This window comes from Pseudomonas sp. NPDC007930, from assembly GCF_042958985.1.
GTDB lineage: Bacteria > Pseudomonadota > Gammaproteobacteria > Pseudomonadales > Pseudomonadaceae > Aquipseudomonas.
Map to the genome: position 1 here is coordinate 31,370 of NZ_JBIBKC010000012.1, position 14,997 is coordinate 46,366.

Below are 14,997 nucleotides of genomic sequence, written 5' to 3' on the forward strand. Positions count from 1 at the left end.
CTGCTGGGTTGATTATTTGTTACTACAGCGATATTATCGCGCGCCCTATTTCTTGGCTTCCGGGGCGCAGGTAGCTGTCAATTGGAGTCCCACTGAATGGCCCGTATTGCAGGCGTTAACATTCCAGATAACAAGCACACTGTTATCTCGCTGACCTACATCTACGGTGTTGGTCGCACGACTGCCCAGAAAATCTGTGCAGACACTGGGGTCAACCCAGCCGCGAAGATCAAGGATCTGAGCGACGAGCAAATCGAACAGCTGCGTAGCGAAGTGGCGAAGATCACCACCGAAGGTGACCTGCGTCGTGACATCAACATGAAGATCAAACGCTTGATGGACCTGGGTTGCTACCGCGGCCTGCGTCATCGTCGCGGTCTGCCGGTGCGCGGTCAGCGTACCAAGACCAACGCGCGTACCCGTAAGGGCCCACGCAAGCCGATCCGCAAGTAATCGCTCCAGCGAATCGACAGGAAAATAGACATGGCAAAGCCTGCTGCTCGTCCTCGTAAAAAAGTCAAAAAGACAGTGGTTGATGGGATCGCCCACATCCACGCGTCTTTCAACAACACCATCGTGACCATTACCGACCGTCAAGGTAACGCCCTGTCCTGGGCTACCTCCGGTGGTTCGGGCTTCCGTGGTTCGCGTAAGTCCACCCCGTTCGCTGCCCAGGTGGCTGCTGAGCGTGCTGGTCAAGCTGCCCTGGAATATGGCCTGAAGAACCTCGACGTCAACGTCAAGGGTCCAGGTCCAGGCCGTGAGTCTGCTGTTCGCGCACTGAACAGCTGTGGCTATAAAATCGCCAGCATCACCGACGTGACGCCTATCCCGCATAACGGGTGCCGTCCGCCGAAGAAGCGCCGCGTGTAATCCAGGAGGCAGAGAGAAATGGCACGTTACATTGGTCCAAAATGCAAACTGTCTCGTCGTGAAGGCACCGATCTGTTCCTGAAAAGCGGCGTTCGCGCCCTGGAATCGAAGTGCAACATCGAAACCGCACCGGGTATTCACGGCCAACGCCGTGGCCGTCAGTCTGACTACGGTACCCAGCTGCGCGAGAAGCAAAAAGTCCGTCGCATCTATGGTGTTCTCGAACGCCAGTTCAGCGGTTACTACAAACTGGCTGCGAGCAAGAAAGGCGCAACCGGCGAGAACCTGCTGCAACTGCTCGAGTGCCGTCTGGACAACGTCGTTTACCGTATGGGCTTTGGTGCTACCCGCGCCGAGTCTCGCCAGCTGGTTTCGCACAAAGCGATCAGCGTTAATGGCGCTACCGTAAACGTTCCGTCTTACCAGGTTCGTCCAGGTGATGTAGTGGCCGTTCGCGAGAAATCGAAGAACCAGCTGCGTATCGTTCAAGCCCTTGAACTGAACGCCCAGCGTGGCCGCGTTGAGTGGGTCGAAGTAGACAGCGAGAAAAAATCCGGTGTGTTCAAAAACATCCCGGCTCGCGCTGATCTATCGGCCGACATCAACGAAAACCTGATCGTCGAGCTCTACTCCAAGTAAGGGCTAGAAAGTAGGTGCATCCATGCAGATTTCGGTAAATGAGTTTCTGACGCCCCGTCACATTGATGTGCAGGTCGTCAGCCCAACCCGCGCCAAGATCACGCTCGAGCCTCTCGAGCGTGGCTTTGGCCACACCCTGGGCAACGCGCTGCGTCGCATCCTGTTGTCCTCCATGCCTGGCTGCGCAGTTGTAGAAGCCGAGATCGACGGTGTACTCCACGAGTACAGCGCGATCGAAGGCGTTCAGGAAGATGTCATCGACATCCTGCTGAACGTCAAAGGCCTCGCTATCAAACTGCACGGTCGTGACGAAGTTACGCTGACCTTGTCGAAAAAAGGTTCGGGGGTGGTTACCGCTGCCGATATTCAGCTGGATCATGATGTCGAGATCGTCAATCCCGAGCATGTGATCGCGAACCTGGCTACCAACGGTGCTTTGAACATGAAGCTCGTTGTTGCCCGTGGCCGCGGTTACGAGCCGGCTGACGCCCGTCAGAGCGACGACGACGAAAGCCGCAGCATTGGTCGTTTGCAGCTGGATGCTTCGTTCAGCCCGGTACGCCGTATCGCATACGTGGTGGAAAACGCCCGTGTCGAGCAGCGCACCAACCTGGACAAGCTGGTCATCGACCTGGAAACCAACGGTACCCTGGACCCAGAAGAAGCTATCCGTCGTGCCGCGACCATCCTGCAACAGCAGCTGGCCGCGTTCGTGGATCTCAAGGGTGACAGCGAACCAGTCGTCGTCGAGCAAGAAGATGAAATCGATCCGATTCTTCTGCGCCCGGTTGATGATCTGGAACTGACTGTTCGTTCGGCAAACTGCCTTAAGGCGGAAAACATTTACTACATCGGCGACCTGATTCAGCGTACCGAAGTAGAACTGTTGAAGACTCCGAACCTGGGCAAGAAGTCCCTGACTGAAATCAAGGACGTTCTGGCCTCCCGCGGTCTCTCCCTCGGCATGCGCCTCGACAACTGGCCGCCTGCAAGTCTTAAGAAGGACGATAAGGCCACTGCCTGATCGTCGTAATCACCGAACGTACAGTTTGGTAAGGAATTCACCATGCGTCATCGTAAAAGTGGTCGTCACCTGAGCCGCACCAGCGCGCACCGCAAGGCCATGTTCCAAAACATGGCGGTGTCGCTGTTCGAGCACGAGCTGATCAAAACTACCCTTCCGAAAGCCAAGGAACTGCGCCGCGTTGCCGAGCCGCTGATCACCCTGGCCAAAGAAGACAGCGTTGCCAACCGCCGCCTGGCTTTCGACCGTACCCGTTCGAAGTCGGCTGTGGGTAAACTGTTCAACGATCTGGGCAAGCGCTACGCCACCCGTAACGGCGGCTACCTGCGCATCCTCAAGTGCGGTTTCCGCGCTGGGGACAACGCTCCGATGGCTTATGTCGAGCTGGTTGACCGTCCGGTCGGCGGCGAAGCCGTAAGCGCTGAATAAGGCCTCGCGCCACTCAATAAAAAACCGGGCTTGCCCGGTTTTTTATTGCCTGTAATTCCGTGCAATCGCGCTTAGGGATTTTCTATCAGGCCGTAATAATTAATGCATTAGAACCTAGCGAGACGGTGAATATACTGGTCCTAAACGGCAGCCATAGCCGAACGGCATTCACCTGACAGAGGAAGATAGTGCATGAGCCAGGACAAGGTATTGACCACCGCCAGCGGCGCCCCCGTTGCAGACAACCAGAACTCCCGTTCCGCCGGCCCCCGCGGCCCCCTGCTTCTCGATGACTTCCACCTGATCGAAAAGCTCGCCCACTTCAACCGCGAGAACATCCCGGAGCGCCGTGTCCACGCCAAGGGTTCCGCGGCATTCGGTACCTTTACCGTCACCCAAGACATCACCGGTTACAGCAGCGCGGCGCTGTTCAGCGAAGTGGGCAAGCAAACCGACGTGTTGCTGCGCTTTTCCACTGTTGGCGGTGAACGCGGCTCGGCCGACACCGAGCGCGACCCCCGTGGCTTTGCGGTGAAGTTCTACACCGAGGAAGGCAACTGGGACATCGTCGGCAACAACACCCCGGTGTTCTTTATCCGCGACCCGCTGAAGTTTCCCGATTTTATCCACACGCAAAAGCGCCACCCGCAAACCAACCTGAAAAGCGCGCAGATGATGTGGGACTTCTGGTCTCATTCGCCAGAAGCCACCCACCAGGTCACCATTTTGTTCTCTGACCGCGGCATCCCTGACGGCTACCGCTTTATGCACGGCTTTGGCAGCCACACCTATAGCTTGATCAGCGCCAAGGGTGAGCGCCACTGGGTGAAGTGGCACTTCAAGACCCAGCAAGGCATCAAGAACCTCGCGCCTGCAGACGCCGCGCGCTTGGCCGGTACCGACCCGGATTACGCCCAGCGTGACCTGTTCTCGGCGATCGAGCGCCAGGACTTCCCGAAATGGCGGGTGTGCGTGCAGATCATGAGCGAGGCCCAAGCCCAGGCCCACCACGAGAACCCCTTTGACGTGACTAAAACCTGGTCGCAACAGGAATACCCGCTGATCGAGGTGGGCGAGCTGGAACTGAACCGCAACCCCGACAACTACTTCGCCCAGGTTGAGCAGGCCGCCTTCGCGCCCAGCAACATGGTGCCTGGTGTCGGCCTGTCGCCCGACAAGATGTTGCAAGGCCGTGTGTTCGCCTACGCCGATGCACACCGCTACCGGGTGGGCACCAACCACCAGCAGTTGCCGGTCAATGCCCCACGCAATGCCGCCAACACCTACCAGCGTGACGGCGCCATGGCGTTTGGCAGCAACGGCGGCGCGGCCCCTAACTACGAGCCCAACAGCTACAGCTACGCGCCCAAGCAGGCCCCTCGCTATGCCGAGCCGCCGTTGGCCCTCAGTGGTGCCGCCGACCGCTGGAACCAGCGTGATGACAAAGACTACTTCAGCCACGCCGGCGCGCTGTTCCGGCTGATGAGCGACGCCCAACGCGAGCTGCTGATCAACAACATCGCCGGGGCCATGGCCGGCGTGAGCAGCGAAGTGGTTCAACGCCAGTTGCAGCACTTCTTCCAGGCAGACCCTGCCTACGGCGAAGGCGTGGCCAAAGCCTTGGGGGTAACGCTCGGGTAAGTCGTAACGAGAAACATAACCGCCCGCAATTGGGCGGTTTTTCGCTTCTAAGCCCTGCATTTCGGCGAATTTCAGCCATTTTTGCCCAATGCGGCCGTGACCTCGGGCGGGGGATGGTTCACAATAGTGCTTTAGCAATCCCAGGAGAGTTGGCCGCCATGCAAGGTCATCCAGACGTCATCGATTACCTCAATACGCTGCTGACCGGCGAGCTCGCGGCCCGCGACCAGTACTTCATCCATTCGCGCATGTACGAGGATTGGGGCTTTACCCACCTGTACGAGCGGATCAACCACGAAATGGAAGAAGAGGCGCAACACGCGGATGCACTGATGCGCCGCATCCTGATGCTCGAAGGCACCCCGCGCATGCGCCCAGACGATCTCGACGTAGGCACCAGCGTGCCGACCATGCTCGAGAGCGACCTGCGCCTGGAGTACAAAGTGCGTGATGCCCTGCGCAAGGGCATCGAGTTGTGCGAGCGCCACAATGACTATGTCACCCGCGAAATCCTCCGCGTGCAGTTGAACGACACTGAAGAAGATCACACCTACTGGCTCGAAAAACAGCTGGGTTTGATCAAGGCCATCGGCCTGCAAAACTACCTGCAGTCCCAAGCCCAGGGCCTGTAAGGCGCGATAAAAAAAAGCCGCTCATTCGAGCGGCTTTTTCATGCCTGCTGCCTGGGCTCAGGCCCGGTCGCGTTCCAGCAGCGGCGCCAGGTACTTGCCGGTGTAAGACTGGGGCATCTTCGCCACTTCTTCCGGCGTGCCATAGGCGATGATCTGGCCACCCTTGGAACCGCCCTCGGGGCCGAGGTCCACCAGCCAGTCGGCGGTCTTGATCACATCCAGATTGTGTTCGATCACCACCACGGTGTTGCCGTGGTCGCGCAGGCGGTGCAGCACATCGAGCAGCTGCTGGATGTCTGCGAAGTGCAGCCCGGTGGTCGGTTCGTCGAGGATGTACAGGGTTTTGCCAGTATCGCGCTTGGACAGCTCGCGCGAGAGCTTCACCCGCTGCGCTTCGCCCCCAGACAACGTGGTCGCCGATTGGCCCAGCTTGATGTAAGACAGCCCCACGTCCATCAGGGTTTGCAGCTTGCGCGCCAGCGCTGGCACCGCGTCGAAGAAGCCGCGGGCGTCTTCGATGGTCATGTCGAGCACTTCGTCGATGCTCTTGCCCTTGTAGCGGATCTCCAGGGTTTCGCGGTTGTAGCGCTTGCTCTTGCACACGTCGCAGGGCACGTAGATGTCTGGCAAAAAGTGCATCTCGACCTTGATCAGGCCGTCGCCCTGGCACGCTTCGCAGCGCCCGCCCTTGACGTTGAACGAAAAGCGCCCCGGGCCGTAGCCGCGCGCGCGGGCCTCTGGCACGCCGGCGAAGAGTTCGCGGATGGGGGTGAACAGGCCGGTGTAGGTGGCCGGGTTGGAGCGCGGCGTGCGGCCGATCGGGCTTTGGTCGATGTCTACGACTTTATCCAGGTGTTGCAGCCCATTGATGCTGTCGTGGGGCGCCGCCTCGAGCGTGGTGGCGCCGTTCAGCGCCGTGGAGCTGAGCGGGAACAGGGTGTTGTTGATCAGCGTCGACTTGCCCGAGCCGGACACACCCGTCACGCAGGTGAGCAGCCCCACGGGGATTTCCAGGTCGACCTTTTGCAGGTTGTTGCCGCGTGCGCCCTTGATGGTCACGTTGAGCTTCTTGTTGCGCGGGGTGCGCTTGGCCGGGACCACGATCTTCTTGCGCCCGGAGAGGTACTTGCCGGTTTCCGAATCCGGGTGGGCCATCACGTCGGCCGGGCTGCCCTGGGCGACGATTTCACCACCGTGCACGCCGGCGCCGGGGCCGATGTCGACCACGTAGTCGGCCAGGCGAATGGCGTCTTCGTCGTGCTCGACCACGATCACCGTATTGCCGATGTCGCGCAGGTGGTTCAGGGTCGCCAGCAGGCGGTCGTTGTCGCGCTGGTGCAGGCCAATGGACGGCTCATCGAGGATGTACATCACCCCCACCAGGCCGGCGCCGATCTGGCTGGCCAAGCGGATGCGCTGGGCTTCACCGCCAGACAACGTGTCGGCGCTGCGGTCCAGGGTCAGGTAGTCGAGGCCGACGTTGACCAGGAACTGCAGGCGCTCGCGGATTTCCTTGAGGATCTTGTCGGCGATCTCGCCCTTGCGGCCGGTCAGCGCCAGCCCGCCAAAGTAGGCGAAGGCTTCGCCGATCGGCATGCCGCTGACCGCCGGCAGGTTCTTGTCGCCCACCCACACGTGGCGCGCCTCGCGGCGCAGGCGGGTGCCGCGGCAGTCGGGGCAGGGCTGGGTGCTGAGGAATTTGGCCAGTTCTTCGCGCACGGTGGCCGACTCGGTCTCGCGGTAACGGCGCTCCAGGTTCGGGATGATGCCCTCGAACGGGTGCGAGCGCTTGACGATGTCGCCGCGGTCATTGAGGTACTTGAAGTCGACGTTCTTGTTGCCGGTGCCGTACAGCAGCAGCTTTTGCTCGTCGGCGCCCAACGCGTTGAACGGGTGCTCGAGGCTGAAGCCGAAATGCCCGGCAAGCGAGCCGAGCATCTGGAAGTAGTACACGTTGCGCCGGTCCCAGCCGCGGATGGCACCCTCGGCGAGGGTGAGTTCGCCATTGACCAGCCGCTTGGCATCGAAGAACTGCTTCACGCCCAGGCCGTCGCAGGTAGGGCAGGCACCGGCGGGGTTGTTGAAGGAGAACAGCTTGGGCTCCAGCTCGCTGATCGAATGCCCGCAGATTGGGCAGGCGAAGCGCGCGGAGAAAATCATCTCTTCGCCTTCATCGCCGTCCATGGGCGCGACCAGGGCGATACCGTCGGCCAGGTTCAAGGCGGTTTCGAAGGATTCCGCCAAGCGCTGTTGCAGGTCTTCGCGCACCTTGAAGCGGTCGACCACCACCTCGATGGTATGTTTTTTCTGTTTGTCGAGCTTGGGCAGTTCGTCGAGCTCATGCAGGCGGCCGTCGACCCGGGCACGCACGAAACCCTGGGCGCGGAGTTCTTCGAACACCGCCAGGTGCTCGCCCTTGCGCTCGCGGATCACTGGCGCCAGCAGCATCAGCCGGCGGCCCTCGGGCAGCGCCAGCACTTGGTCGACCATCTGGCTGACGGTTTGCGCCTCCAGCGGGATGTCGTGGTCCGGGCAGCGCGGGGTGCCCACCCGCGCGTAGAGCAGGCGCAGGTAGTCGTAGATTTCGGTGATGGTGCCCACGGTCGAGCGCGGGTTGTGCGAGGTGGATTTCTGCTCGATGGAGATCGCCGGCGACAAGCCTTCGATGGTGTCGACGTCGGGTTTTTCCATCATCGACAGAAACTGCCGGGCGTAGGCCGACAGCGACTCGACATAGCGGCGCTGGCCTTCGGCGTAGAGCGTGTCGAAGGCCAGCGACGACTTCCCTGAACCCGACAGCCCGGTGATCACGATCAGCTTGTCGCGCGGCAGGGTCAGGTCGATGTTCTTCAGGTTGTGGGTGCGGGCCCCACGAATAAGGATCTTGTCCAAAACGGCCTCGCTCGGCGGGCTTAAACGCAGCAGTATAAGGGGGGAGGGTGGTGCACTGCACGGCTGTATGAAAAGCCGGCGCCGCGCGTAGGGCGCATCGGCCAGCCCAGGGTGAATTTCCCTTAATGTGGCAAAGCGTCGCCGCCTGTGCCGACACTCGATGGGACTGGTAGAATCGCCGCCGGTTCATACGAGGTTATTTATGCACGATCTTCAGCGAGAACGCATGAGCGCCGGCGAAACCCGCGCCGCGGGCAGCTTGGCACTGGTATTTGCGTTTCGCATGCTGGGCATGTTCATGGTGCTGCCGGTGCTGGCCACCTATGGCATGGACCTGGCGGGTGCCTCGCCGGCGTTGATCGGCCTGGCCATCGGTGCCTACGGGCTGACCCAGGCGGTGCTGCAGATCCCCTTCGGTATGCTCTCCGACCGCATCGGCCGGCGCCCGGTGATCTACGCCGGGCTGGTGGTGTTCGCCCTCGGCAGCTTGCTGGCGGCCCATGCCGACTCCATCTGGGGAGTGATCGGCGGGCGCGTGCTGCAGGGCGCCGGGGCGATCTCCGCCGCGGTGATGGCGCTGCTCTCAGACCTCACCCGCGAGCAGAACCGCACCAAGGCGATGGCCATGATCGGCATGAGCATCGGGGTGTCGTTCGCCGTGGCGATGGTAGTAGGGCCCCTGCTGACCCGTGCCTTTGGCTTGAGCGGGTTGTTCCTCGCCACCGCAGGCCTGGCGGTGGTCGGCCTGGGCCTGGTGGCGTTCGTGGTGCCGCGCAGCAGCGGTGTGCTGATGCACCGTGAATCCGGCGTGGCGCGCCAAGCGCTGCGGCCCACCCTGCGCAATACCGAGCTGCTGCGGCTCAATGCGGGTATCTTCATCCTCCACGCGATTCTCATGTCCAGCTTCGTGGCGCTGCCGCTGGCGCTGGTCGAGCGGGCCGGGCTGCCCAAGGAGCAGCACTGGTGGGTGTACCTCACGGCGCTGTTTGTGTCGTTCTTCGCCATGGTGCCGTTCATCATCTATGGCGAGAAAAAACGCCGGATGAAGCGCGTGTTGGTCGGCGCGATCGTGGTGCTGATGCTCAGCGAGCTGTTCTTCTGGGCCTTTGGCTACAGCCTGGCGGCACTGGTGATCGGCACCGTGGTGTTTTTCACCGCGTTCAACCTGCTCGAAGCCTCACTGCCGTCGCTGGTCAGCAAGGTCTCGCCGGCCGGCGGCAAGGGCACGGCGATGGGGGTGTACTCCACCAGCCAGTTCCTCGGCGCGGCGCTGGGCGGGATCCTCGGCGGCTGGATGTTCCAGCACGGTGGCCTGGGCGGTACATTCATAGGTTGTGCCGTTTTGCTGGCCCTGTGGGTTGCGATTGCTGGTACTATGCGTGAACCACCCTATGTCACCAGCCTGCGTATGCCGCTGCCTGCCCAGGCGCTGCGCGACGCCAGCCTCGGTGACCGGCTGATGGCCGTGCCAGGGGTAACTGATGCCGTAGTAGTGGCCGACGAGGCCGCCATCTACATCAAATTCGACACACAAACAGTGGATCGCGCGGCGATCGAAGCGCTGGTCAATCCGCCTTCGAACACCGGTGATGCCTAGGAGAACACTATGGCCCGCGGGGTTAACAAAGTCATATTGGTCGGTACCGCCGGCCAGGATCCTGAAGTGCGCTACCTGCCCAACGGCAACGCGGTCACCAACCTGAGCCTGGCCACCAGCGAGCAGTGGACCGACAAGCAGAGCGGGCAGAAGGTCGAGCGTACCGAGTGGCACCGCGTGTCGCTGTTCGGCCGCGTCGCCGAAATCGCCGGCGAGTACGTGCGCAAGGGTTCGCAAATCTACATCGAAGGCAAGCTGCAAACCCGCGAGTGGGAAAAAGACGGCATCAAGCGCTACACCACCGAAATCATCGTCGACATGCAGGGCACCATGCAGTTGCTCGGCAGCCGCCAGCAGAACTCGGCGGGCGGCGGTGACTGGAACCAGGGCGGCGCCGAAGGCGGCCAGGGTGGCAACCGTGGTGGCAACTACGATCGCCCGCAAGGCCAGGCTCCTCGCCAGCAGGCTCCGCGCCCGCAGCAGGCTGCCCCTCGCCAGCAACCCGCCCAGCCGGCGCCGCAGCCCGCCGCGGACTTCGACAGCTTCGACGACGACATCCCGTTCTAAGGGTGTTTCGTTAAGATGCAAAAAGCCCAGCCGATGCTGGGCTTTTTTGTGGCTGCGTTTTACACCTGGCGTCAGCGCCCTGCGAGAGTGCTACCACCGCACTTACAATCGATAAGCCATGAAACTTAATGTTATTTAAACAGTCTGTAACTTGCCTGCCTCATACTTCACTGTTGTGAAAACTTGTGAAATATCGTGCGCCCCGCGAATTGCTGTGAAACCGTCTCGCAGTGGCCTTTTGCTTCATGCTACCGTCATGGACGTGGGCCATCGTCCTACTGGTGTGTCCTAAACCTCATCTAGGGAAGCGAGCCAATGTCTACGACCGTTTCAGCAACTGGCGGCAATACCTCGACGCCGAACCCTTCAACTTCTGCTTTTGACGCGAAGTTGAACATCGCTCAATCCAGCAAGATTATCGCCGATTACATGCGCCAGACTGGCAAGGGTGCAATCAGTGGTAAAGACTTGGCCAACATGGCCAAGGATACTTCCGGCAAAGTACCGGCAGACGTTAAAGCCGCCGCGCAATACATGCAAAGCCACCCGGATGTATTCACCGCCATCGAAACCCACGACGTGGCTGGCGCCGACAGCTACTCCGGCACCTGGAACTTCGACTGGGCGGCCAACGGTGGCCTGAACGGCACCCCGACCGACGCCATCGCCAAGATGCAAGACACCTTCGACTTCGCCATCGCCAAGTCTGCCAAGATCACCGAGATCAGCACTGGCAAGAAGGCCGAGCTCGACGGCACCAAGCAACGCCCGCAAAACTGATTGCCCGCGCGGCAGGCAGTGGCTCGAAAATCCCGGTGGCGAAAGCCCCCGGGATTTTTTTCGAACTCACGCTGGCCCAGGCTTCTAGGCTGTGTGCGAAATTGATTGAGACGCGGGTTAGGCAAGGCGAAAACCGGCGAGGAAGCGGAGTTGACGGGTTGTCAATGAGCATTCCGAGCCGGTTTTCAACGCCGCATAACCAAGTTTCAAGCGATTTCGTACATAGCCTAAGCTGAGGAGTTCTCTCTGCCTATGGAGCCCCCCATGAAAGCCATGACCCTACGCGCCCCTGGTGGCCTCGACCAACTGCAGCTGCAAGACCTCCCCGACCCTGGCCAGCCGGGCCCTGGGCACATTCGCGTGGCGCTGCACGGCAGCTCGCTCAATTACCACGACCTGCTGGTGGCCAACGGCAGCATCCCAGCCGAGAACGGCCGTGTGTTGATGGCTGATGGCGCCGGGGTGGTCGAGGCCGTGGGCGCGGGCGTGAGCGAGTTCAAGGCCGGCGACGCGGTGGTGTCGACCTTCTTCCCCCACTGGCCTGCGGGCCCGGCGTTTACCGCCGTGGGTAATTTCGCCGGCACCCCGGGCGACGGCATCGACGGTTTTGCTTGCGAGGTCGCGGTGCGCTCGGCGCAGGCCTTCACCCACGCGCCCAAGGGCTGGAGCGCTGCCGAAGCGGCGACCATCACCACTGCCGGGCTGACCGCGTGGCGCGCCTTGGTCGGCGACGGCCTGCTCAAGGCGGGTGAAACCATTCTCACCCTGGGCACCGGCGGGGTATCTATCGCCGCGTTGCAGATCGGCAAGCTGATGGGCGCGCGGGTGATCGTCACCTCTTCTTCGGATGAAAAGCTCGAGCGCGCGCGGCAGTTGGGCGCCGACGCCACGGTGAACTACCGCACCCAGCCGCAGTGGGCCGAGCAGGTGCTGGCGCTGACCGGCGGGCGTGGCGTTGACCATGTGATCGAGCTGGGTGGGCCGGGCACCCTGGCGCAGTCGCTGCAGGCGGTGCGCGTGGGCGGCCACATCTCGCTGATCGGCGTGCTCACCGGGCGCCAGGGTGAAGTGCCCACGGCGCTGCTGATGGCCAAGCAGGTGCGCTTGCAAGGCTTGATCGTCGGCAGCCGGCGCCAGCAGCAGGACTACATCGCGGCCCTGGAGCAGGGCGGCGTGCGCCCGGTGATCGACCGCACCTACGGGCTCGAGCAACTGGCGGAGGCTTTTGCCCACCAGGCCAGTGGGGGGCACTTCGGCAAGCTGTGCCTGCAGTGGTGATCAGCGCACGCCGGGCACGAGCACGTCGTTCTGCTGGCATTGGCCCTTGAGCGGCGCGCCGCAACTGATCGGGCTGAGGTCTTTGCTCAGGCATACCCGCACCTCGCTGAGCTGGTTGCGGTTGCAATACACCGCGATGCCGCCCTCGGGCAGGGCCGGGTTGGCCTGCTGGAACAACGCTTTGATCTGCCGCGCTGGCAACCGCTGGGCGCGGGCCGAGGGTTCCAGGGCAGGCGGGATCTTCACCCGCGCCAGCGCGGCGTCGGTTGCCCGCAGATAACCCTCGGCGCCCAGGCCGCTGCAGGTGCCGTGTTTTGCCCATTCATGGGCCATCAACTGTGGGGAGGGGAACAGGCTCATGCCTTTAGCCCGCTCGGCAGCGCTCAGCGGCGTGAGCGGCGCGCAAAACTGCGGCCAGCGATTGTTGGCGAATTGCGGCCACAGCCCGTGCAGCACGAACCCGTAGCCCTTGCCGCTGCATTGTTGCGTGTCTTGCGGGTGTGCCAGGCACCAACTGGGTGACCACGACAGGCTCAACACATAGAAGTCGAACACCCCCGGCGCATCGCCCGAGGCTTGCGGCCCGCGGGCGTGGGCGGTGCTGGCGAGCAGGCAGAGCAAAGCGGCAGTGGCAAGGCGTTGGAAACAATGCATGATGGGCGGCCAGGCGGTGAGCGATGGCGCACCATAGCGCCCTGGCCCGCCTGCCCGCCACCCCGAGCGTGGCGGCACGCGGCCATGGGGTGACGAATGCGCCGGAAAGCCGCAAAATACTTCGCTTTGATTGATGCCGAGTTCCCCATGCTACCGAGACAGGACCTGCTGCCCCTATGCGAATGCGCCTGATGTTGCTGGGCGGTGGCAGCGCGCTGGGCCAGGCGCTGATCCGCCTGGGTGCTGAAGAAGACATCAGCTTCCTTGCCCCCCGCCCGCCCGAGGCCGGCTGGGACGCCGCGAGCCTGACCGAACTGCTCGAAGAAACCCGCCCCGCCGCGTTGATCAACCTGGCCTACTACTTCGACTGGTTCCAGGCGGGCGCGGTCAGCGCCGAACGCCTCGAAGCCCAGGAGCGCGGCGCCGAGCGCCTGGCCGGGTTGTGCCAGCAGTATTCGGTGGCGCTGGTACAGCCGTCGAGCTACCGGGTGTTCGACGGCGCCCGCGCGACGGCCTATAGCGAGAAAGACGAGCCGCTGCCGCTGGGTGAGCGGGGCCAGGCCTTGTGGCGCATCGAACAAAGCGTGCGCGCCATTTGCCCGCAGCACGTGTTGCTGCGCTTTGGTTGGCTGCTCGATGAAAGCGCCGGCGGTATTCTCGGGCGCTTTCTGGCCCGCGCCGAACGGGGCGAGGCCATTCCCTTGGCCGATGACCGCCGCGGCAACCCGACCCCGGTCGACGATGCCGCCCGGGTGATCCTCTCGGTGCTCAAGCAACTCGATTGTGACGCGCCGCTGTGGGGCACCTACCACTACGCCGGTAACGAGGCCACCACCGCCCTGGCGCTGGGCCAGGCAATCCTCGCCGAGGTCGGCGCCGCGCGGGCGGTCAACCCCGAGCAGGCCACCGCCCAGGCCCATGCCGCCTGCGACGACGCCCTGCAAGAGCCGCAGCACGCGGTGCTGGCCTGCAAGAAGATCTTCCACACCTTTGGCATCAAGCCGCGTGCCTGGCGCGCGGGGTTGCCCGCATTACTGGAGCGTTATTTCCGCCATGGCTGAGGCTACTGTACTGATCACCGGCGGCGCCGGCTTCATTGGCTCGCACCTGGCGGCCGCCTTGTTGGCCAAGGGCTACGCGGTGCGCGTGCTCGACGACCTGTCTACCGGCAAGCGGGAAAACCTCGACCTGGCCCACCCTCGGCTGGCGCTGACCGTCGGTGATGTGGCCGATGCCGCGCTGGTCGCCCGCGCCACCGAGGGGTGCAGCGCGGTGGTGCACCTGGCCGCGGTGGCCTCGGTGCAGGCCTCGGTCGACGACCCGGTAAAAACCCACCAGAGCAACTTCATTGGCAGCCTCAACGTGTGCGAGGCGATGCGCAACGCCGGCGTGCGGCGCGTGGTGTTCGCCTCCAGTGCCGCGGTGTACGGCAACAATGGCGAAGGCGTGGCCGTGCTCGAAAGCACCCCCAAGGCGCCGCTGACCCCTTACGCCTCAGACAAACTCGCCAGCGAGTACTACTTCGAGTTCTACGCCCGCGAGCATGGCCTGGAACCGGCGATTTTCCGTTTCTTCAACATCTACGGGCCGCGGCAAGACCCTTCCTCGCCGTACTCCGGGGTGATCAGCATCTTTGCCGAGCGCGCGCAGAACGGCACCCCTATCCAGGTGTTCGGCGACGGTGAGCAAACCCGGGATTTCTTCTACGTCGAAGACTTGGTCGAGCTGCTGCTGCAGGCGCTGGAGCAACCCCAGGTGGTGGCGGGCGCGGTGAATGTCGGGCTCAACCATGCCACCTCGCTCAATGACCTGCTGGCCGCCCTGGCCACCGTGGTCGGCGAACTGCCGCCGGTGAGCCACAAGGCCGCGCGGGCCGGAGACATCCGCCATTCGCGCGCCAACAACGACCGCCTGCGCCAGGCCTATACCCTGAAAACGCCAACGCCGCTGGCGGAGGGCCTGCGGCGTTTGCTCAATAGCCGGTAGGGCGG

15 protein-coding genes are annotated in these 14,997 nt (G+C 62.8%); 13 read left to right on the plus strand and 2 right to left on the minus strand.

The features are described from left to right. Positions 1-96 precede the first annotated feature (96 nt). The 7 genes from rpsM (at position 97) to bfr (ending at position 5,238) form a co-directional block, all read left to right on the plus strand. Positions 97-453 (plus strand): 30S ribosomal protein S13, encoded by a 357-nt coding sequence (gene rpsM / locus ACFZCE_RS20825; RefSeq protein WP_390942411.1) that lies wholly within the window; start codon positions 97-99, stop codon positions 451-453. 30 nt (positions 454-483) lie between these two features. Beyond that, a complete protein-coding gene (rpsK, locus tag ACFZCE_RS20830; protein ID WP_065759197.1) occupies positions 484-873 on the plus strand; it encodes a 30S ribosomal protein S11 in 390 nt (129 codons plus the stop codon). 18 nt (positions 874-891) lie between these two features. After that, positions 892-1,512 (plus strand): 30S ribosomal protein S4, encoded by a 621-nt coding sequence (rpsD, locus tag ACFZCE_RS20835; RefSeq protein ID WP_390942412.1) that lies wholly within the window; start codon positions 892-894, stop codon positions 1,510-1,512. Between the two features lie 22 nt (positions 1,513-1,534). Further along, complete coding sequence (locus ACFZCE_RS20840) at positions 1,535-2,536, plus strand: DNA-directed RNA polymerase subunit alpha (RefSeq protein WP_390942413.1); 1,002 nt, start codon at positions 1,535-1,537, stop codon at positions 2,534-2,536. A gap of 42 nt (positions 2,537-2,578) precedes the next feature. Continuing rightward, complete coding sequence (gene rplQ, locus ACFZCE_RS20845; protein WP_390942414.1) at positions 2,579-2,965, plus strand: 50S ribosomal protein L17; 387 nt, start codon at positions 2,579-2,581, stop codon at positions 2,963-2,965. 192 nt (positions 2,966-3,157) lie between these two features. After that, entirely contained in the window at positions 3,158-4,606 is a 1,449-nt protein-coding gene (locus ACFZCE_RS20850; protein ID WP_390942415.1) for a catalase, read from the plus strand. A 158-nt stretch (positions 4,607-4,764) separates the two neighbouring features. Beyond that, the gene (gene bfr / locus ACFZCE_RS20855; RefSeq protein ID WP_390942416.1) at positions 4,765-5,238 is read left to right on the plus strand and encodes a bacterioferritin; all 474 of its coding nucleotides are present in this window, start codon (positions 4,765-4,767) and stop codon (positions 5,236-5,238) included. A gap of 57 nt (positions 5,239-5,295) precedes the next feature. Here the strand turns inward: bfr and uvrA are convergent, their stop codons facing one another. Continuing rightward, positions 5,296-8,130 (minus strand): excinuclease ABC subunit UvrA, encoded by a 2,835-nt coding sequence (gene uvrA, locus ACFZCE_RS20860; RefSeq protein WP_390942417.1) that lies wholly within the window; start codon positions 8,128-8,130, stop codon positions 5,296-5,298. A 202-nt stretch (positions 8,131-8,332) separates the two neighbouring features. Between uvrA and ACFZCE_RS20865 the strand changes: the two genes are divergently transcribed. The 4 genes from ACFZCE_RS20865 (at position 8,333) to ACFZCE_RS20880 (ending at position 12,352) form a co-directional block, all read left to right on the plus strand. Next, positions 8,333-9,727, plus strand: a complete 1,395-nt coding sequence (locus ACFZCE_RS20865; RefSeq protein ID WP_390942418.1) for an MFS transporter — start codon at positions 8,333-8,335, stop codon at positions 9,725-9,727. Between the two features lie 9 nt (positions 9,728-9,736). Then, the gene (gene ssb / locus ACFZCE_RS20870) at positions 9,737-10,294 is read left to right on the plus strand and encodes a single-stranded DNA-binding protein (RefSeq protein ID WP_390942419.1); all 558 of its coding nucleotides are present in this window, start codon (positions 9,737-9,739) and stop codon (positions 10,292-10,294) included. Positions 10,295-10,771: 477 nt separating this feature from the next. Further along, positions 10,772-11,074: a hypothetical protein gene (locus ACFZCE_RS20875; protein ID WP_390942512.1), complete on the plus strand. Its 303-nt coding sequence runs from the start codon at positions 10,772-10,774 to the stop codon at positions 11,072-11,074. A gap of 264 nt (positions 11,075-11,338) precedes the next feature. Next, a complete protein-coding gene (locus ACFZCE_RS20880; RefSeq protein WP_390942420.1) occupies positions 11,339-12,352 on the plus strand; it encodes a zinc-binding dehydrogenase in 1,014 nt (337 codons plus the stop codon). On the opposite strand, the gene ACFZCE_RS20885 is transcribed toward ACFZCE_RS20880, so the two are convergent. After that, the gene (locus ACFZCE_RS20885) at positions 12,353-13,006 is read right to left on the minus strand and encodes a ribonuclease (protein WP_390942421.1); all 654 of its coding nucleotides are present in this window, start codon (positions 13,004-13,006) and stop codon (positions 12,353-12,355) included. Between the two features lie 176 nt (positions 13,007-13,182). On the opposite strand from ACFZCE_RS20885, the gene ACFZCE_RS20890 reads away from it, so the two are divergent. Next, on the plus strand, positions 13,183-14,067 hold the full coding sequence (locus tag ACFZCE_RS20890; RefSeq protein WP_390942422.1) for a sugar nucleotide-binding protein: 885 nt from the start codon (positions 13,183-13,185) through the stop codon (positions 14,065-14,067). After that, entirely contained in the window at positions 14,060-14,992 is a 933-nt protein-coding gene (locus tag ACFZCE_RS20895; RefSeq protein WP_390942423.1) for an NAD-dependent epimerase/dehydratase family protein, read from the plus strand. The genes ACFZCE_RS20890 and ACFZCE_RS20895 overlap by 8 nt, the downstream gene beginning before the upstream one ends. The last annotated feature ends 5 nt before the right edge of the window (positions 14,993-14,997 follow it).

What these genes read in the sequence shown, in the direction of transcription:
- rpsM (WP_390942411.1), top strand. Translation starts at nt 97, where the DNA reads ATGGCCCGTATTGCAGGCGTTAACATTCCAGATAACAAGCACACTGTT.
- rpsK (WP_065759197.1), top strand. Translation starts at nt 484, where the DNA reads ATGGCAAAGCCTGCTGCTCGTCCTCGTAAAAAAGTCAAAAAGACAGTG.
- rpsD (WP_390942412.1), top strand. Translation starts at nt 892, where the DNA reads ATGGCACGTTACATTGGTCCAAAATGCAAACTGTCTCGTCGTGAAGGC.
- ACFZCE_RS20840 (WP_390942413.1), top strand. Translation starts at nt 1,535, where the DNA reads ATGCAGATTTCGGTAAATGAGTTTCTGACGCCCCGTCACATTGATGTG.
- rplQ (WP_390942414.1), top strand. Translation starts at nt 2,579, where the DNA reads ATGCGTCATCGTAAAAGTGGTCGTCACCTGAGCCGCACCAGCGCGCAC.
- ACFZCE_RS20850 (WP_390942415.1), top strand. Translation starts at nt 3,158, where the DNA reads ATGAGCCAGGACAAGGTATTGACCACCGCCAGCGGCGCCCCCGTTGCA.
- bfr (WP_390942416.1), top strand. Translation starts at nt 4,765, where the DNA reads ATGCAAGGTCATCCAGACGTCATCGATTACCTCAATACGCTGCTGACC.
- ACFZCE_RS20865 (WP_390942418.1), top strand. Translation starts at nt 8,333, where the DNA reads ATGCACGATCTTCAGCGAGAACGCATGAGCGCCGGCGAAACCCGCGCC.
- ssb (WP_390942419.1), top strand. Translation starts at nt 9,737, where the DNA reads ATGGCCCGCGGGGTTAACAAAGTCATATTGGTCGGTACCGCCGGCCAG.
- ACFZCE_RS20875 (WP_390942512.1), top strand. Translation starts at nt 10,772, where the DNA reads ATGGCCAAGGATACTTCCGGCAAAGTACCGGCAGACGTTAAAGCCGCC.
- ACFZCE_RS20880 (WP_390942420.1), top strand. Translation starts at nt 11,339, where the DNA reads ATGAAAGCCATGACCCTACGCGCCCCTGGTGGCCTCGACCAACTGCAG.
- ACFZCE_RS20885 (WP_390942421.1), bottom strand. Translation starts at nt 13,006, where the DNA reads ATGCATTGTTTCCAACGCCTTGCCACTGCCGCTTTGCTCTGCCTGCTC.
- ACFZCE_RS20890 (WP_390942422.1), top strand. Translation starts at nt 13,183, where the DNA reads ATGCGAATGCGCCTGATGTTGCTGGGCGGTGGCAGCGCGCTGGGCCAG.
- ACFZCE_RS20895 (WP_390942423.1), top strand. Translation starts at nt 14,060, where the DNA reads ATGGCTGAGGCTACTGTACTGATCACCGGCGGCGCCGGCTTCATTGGC.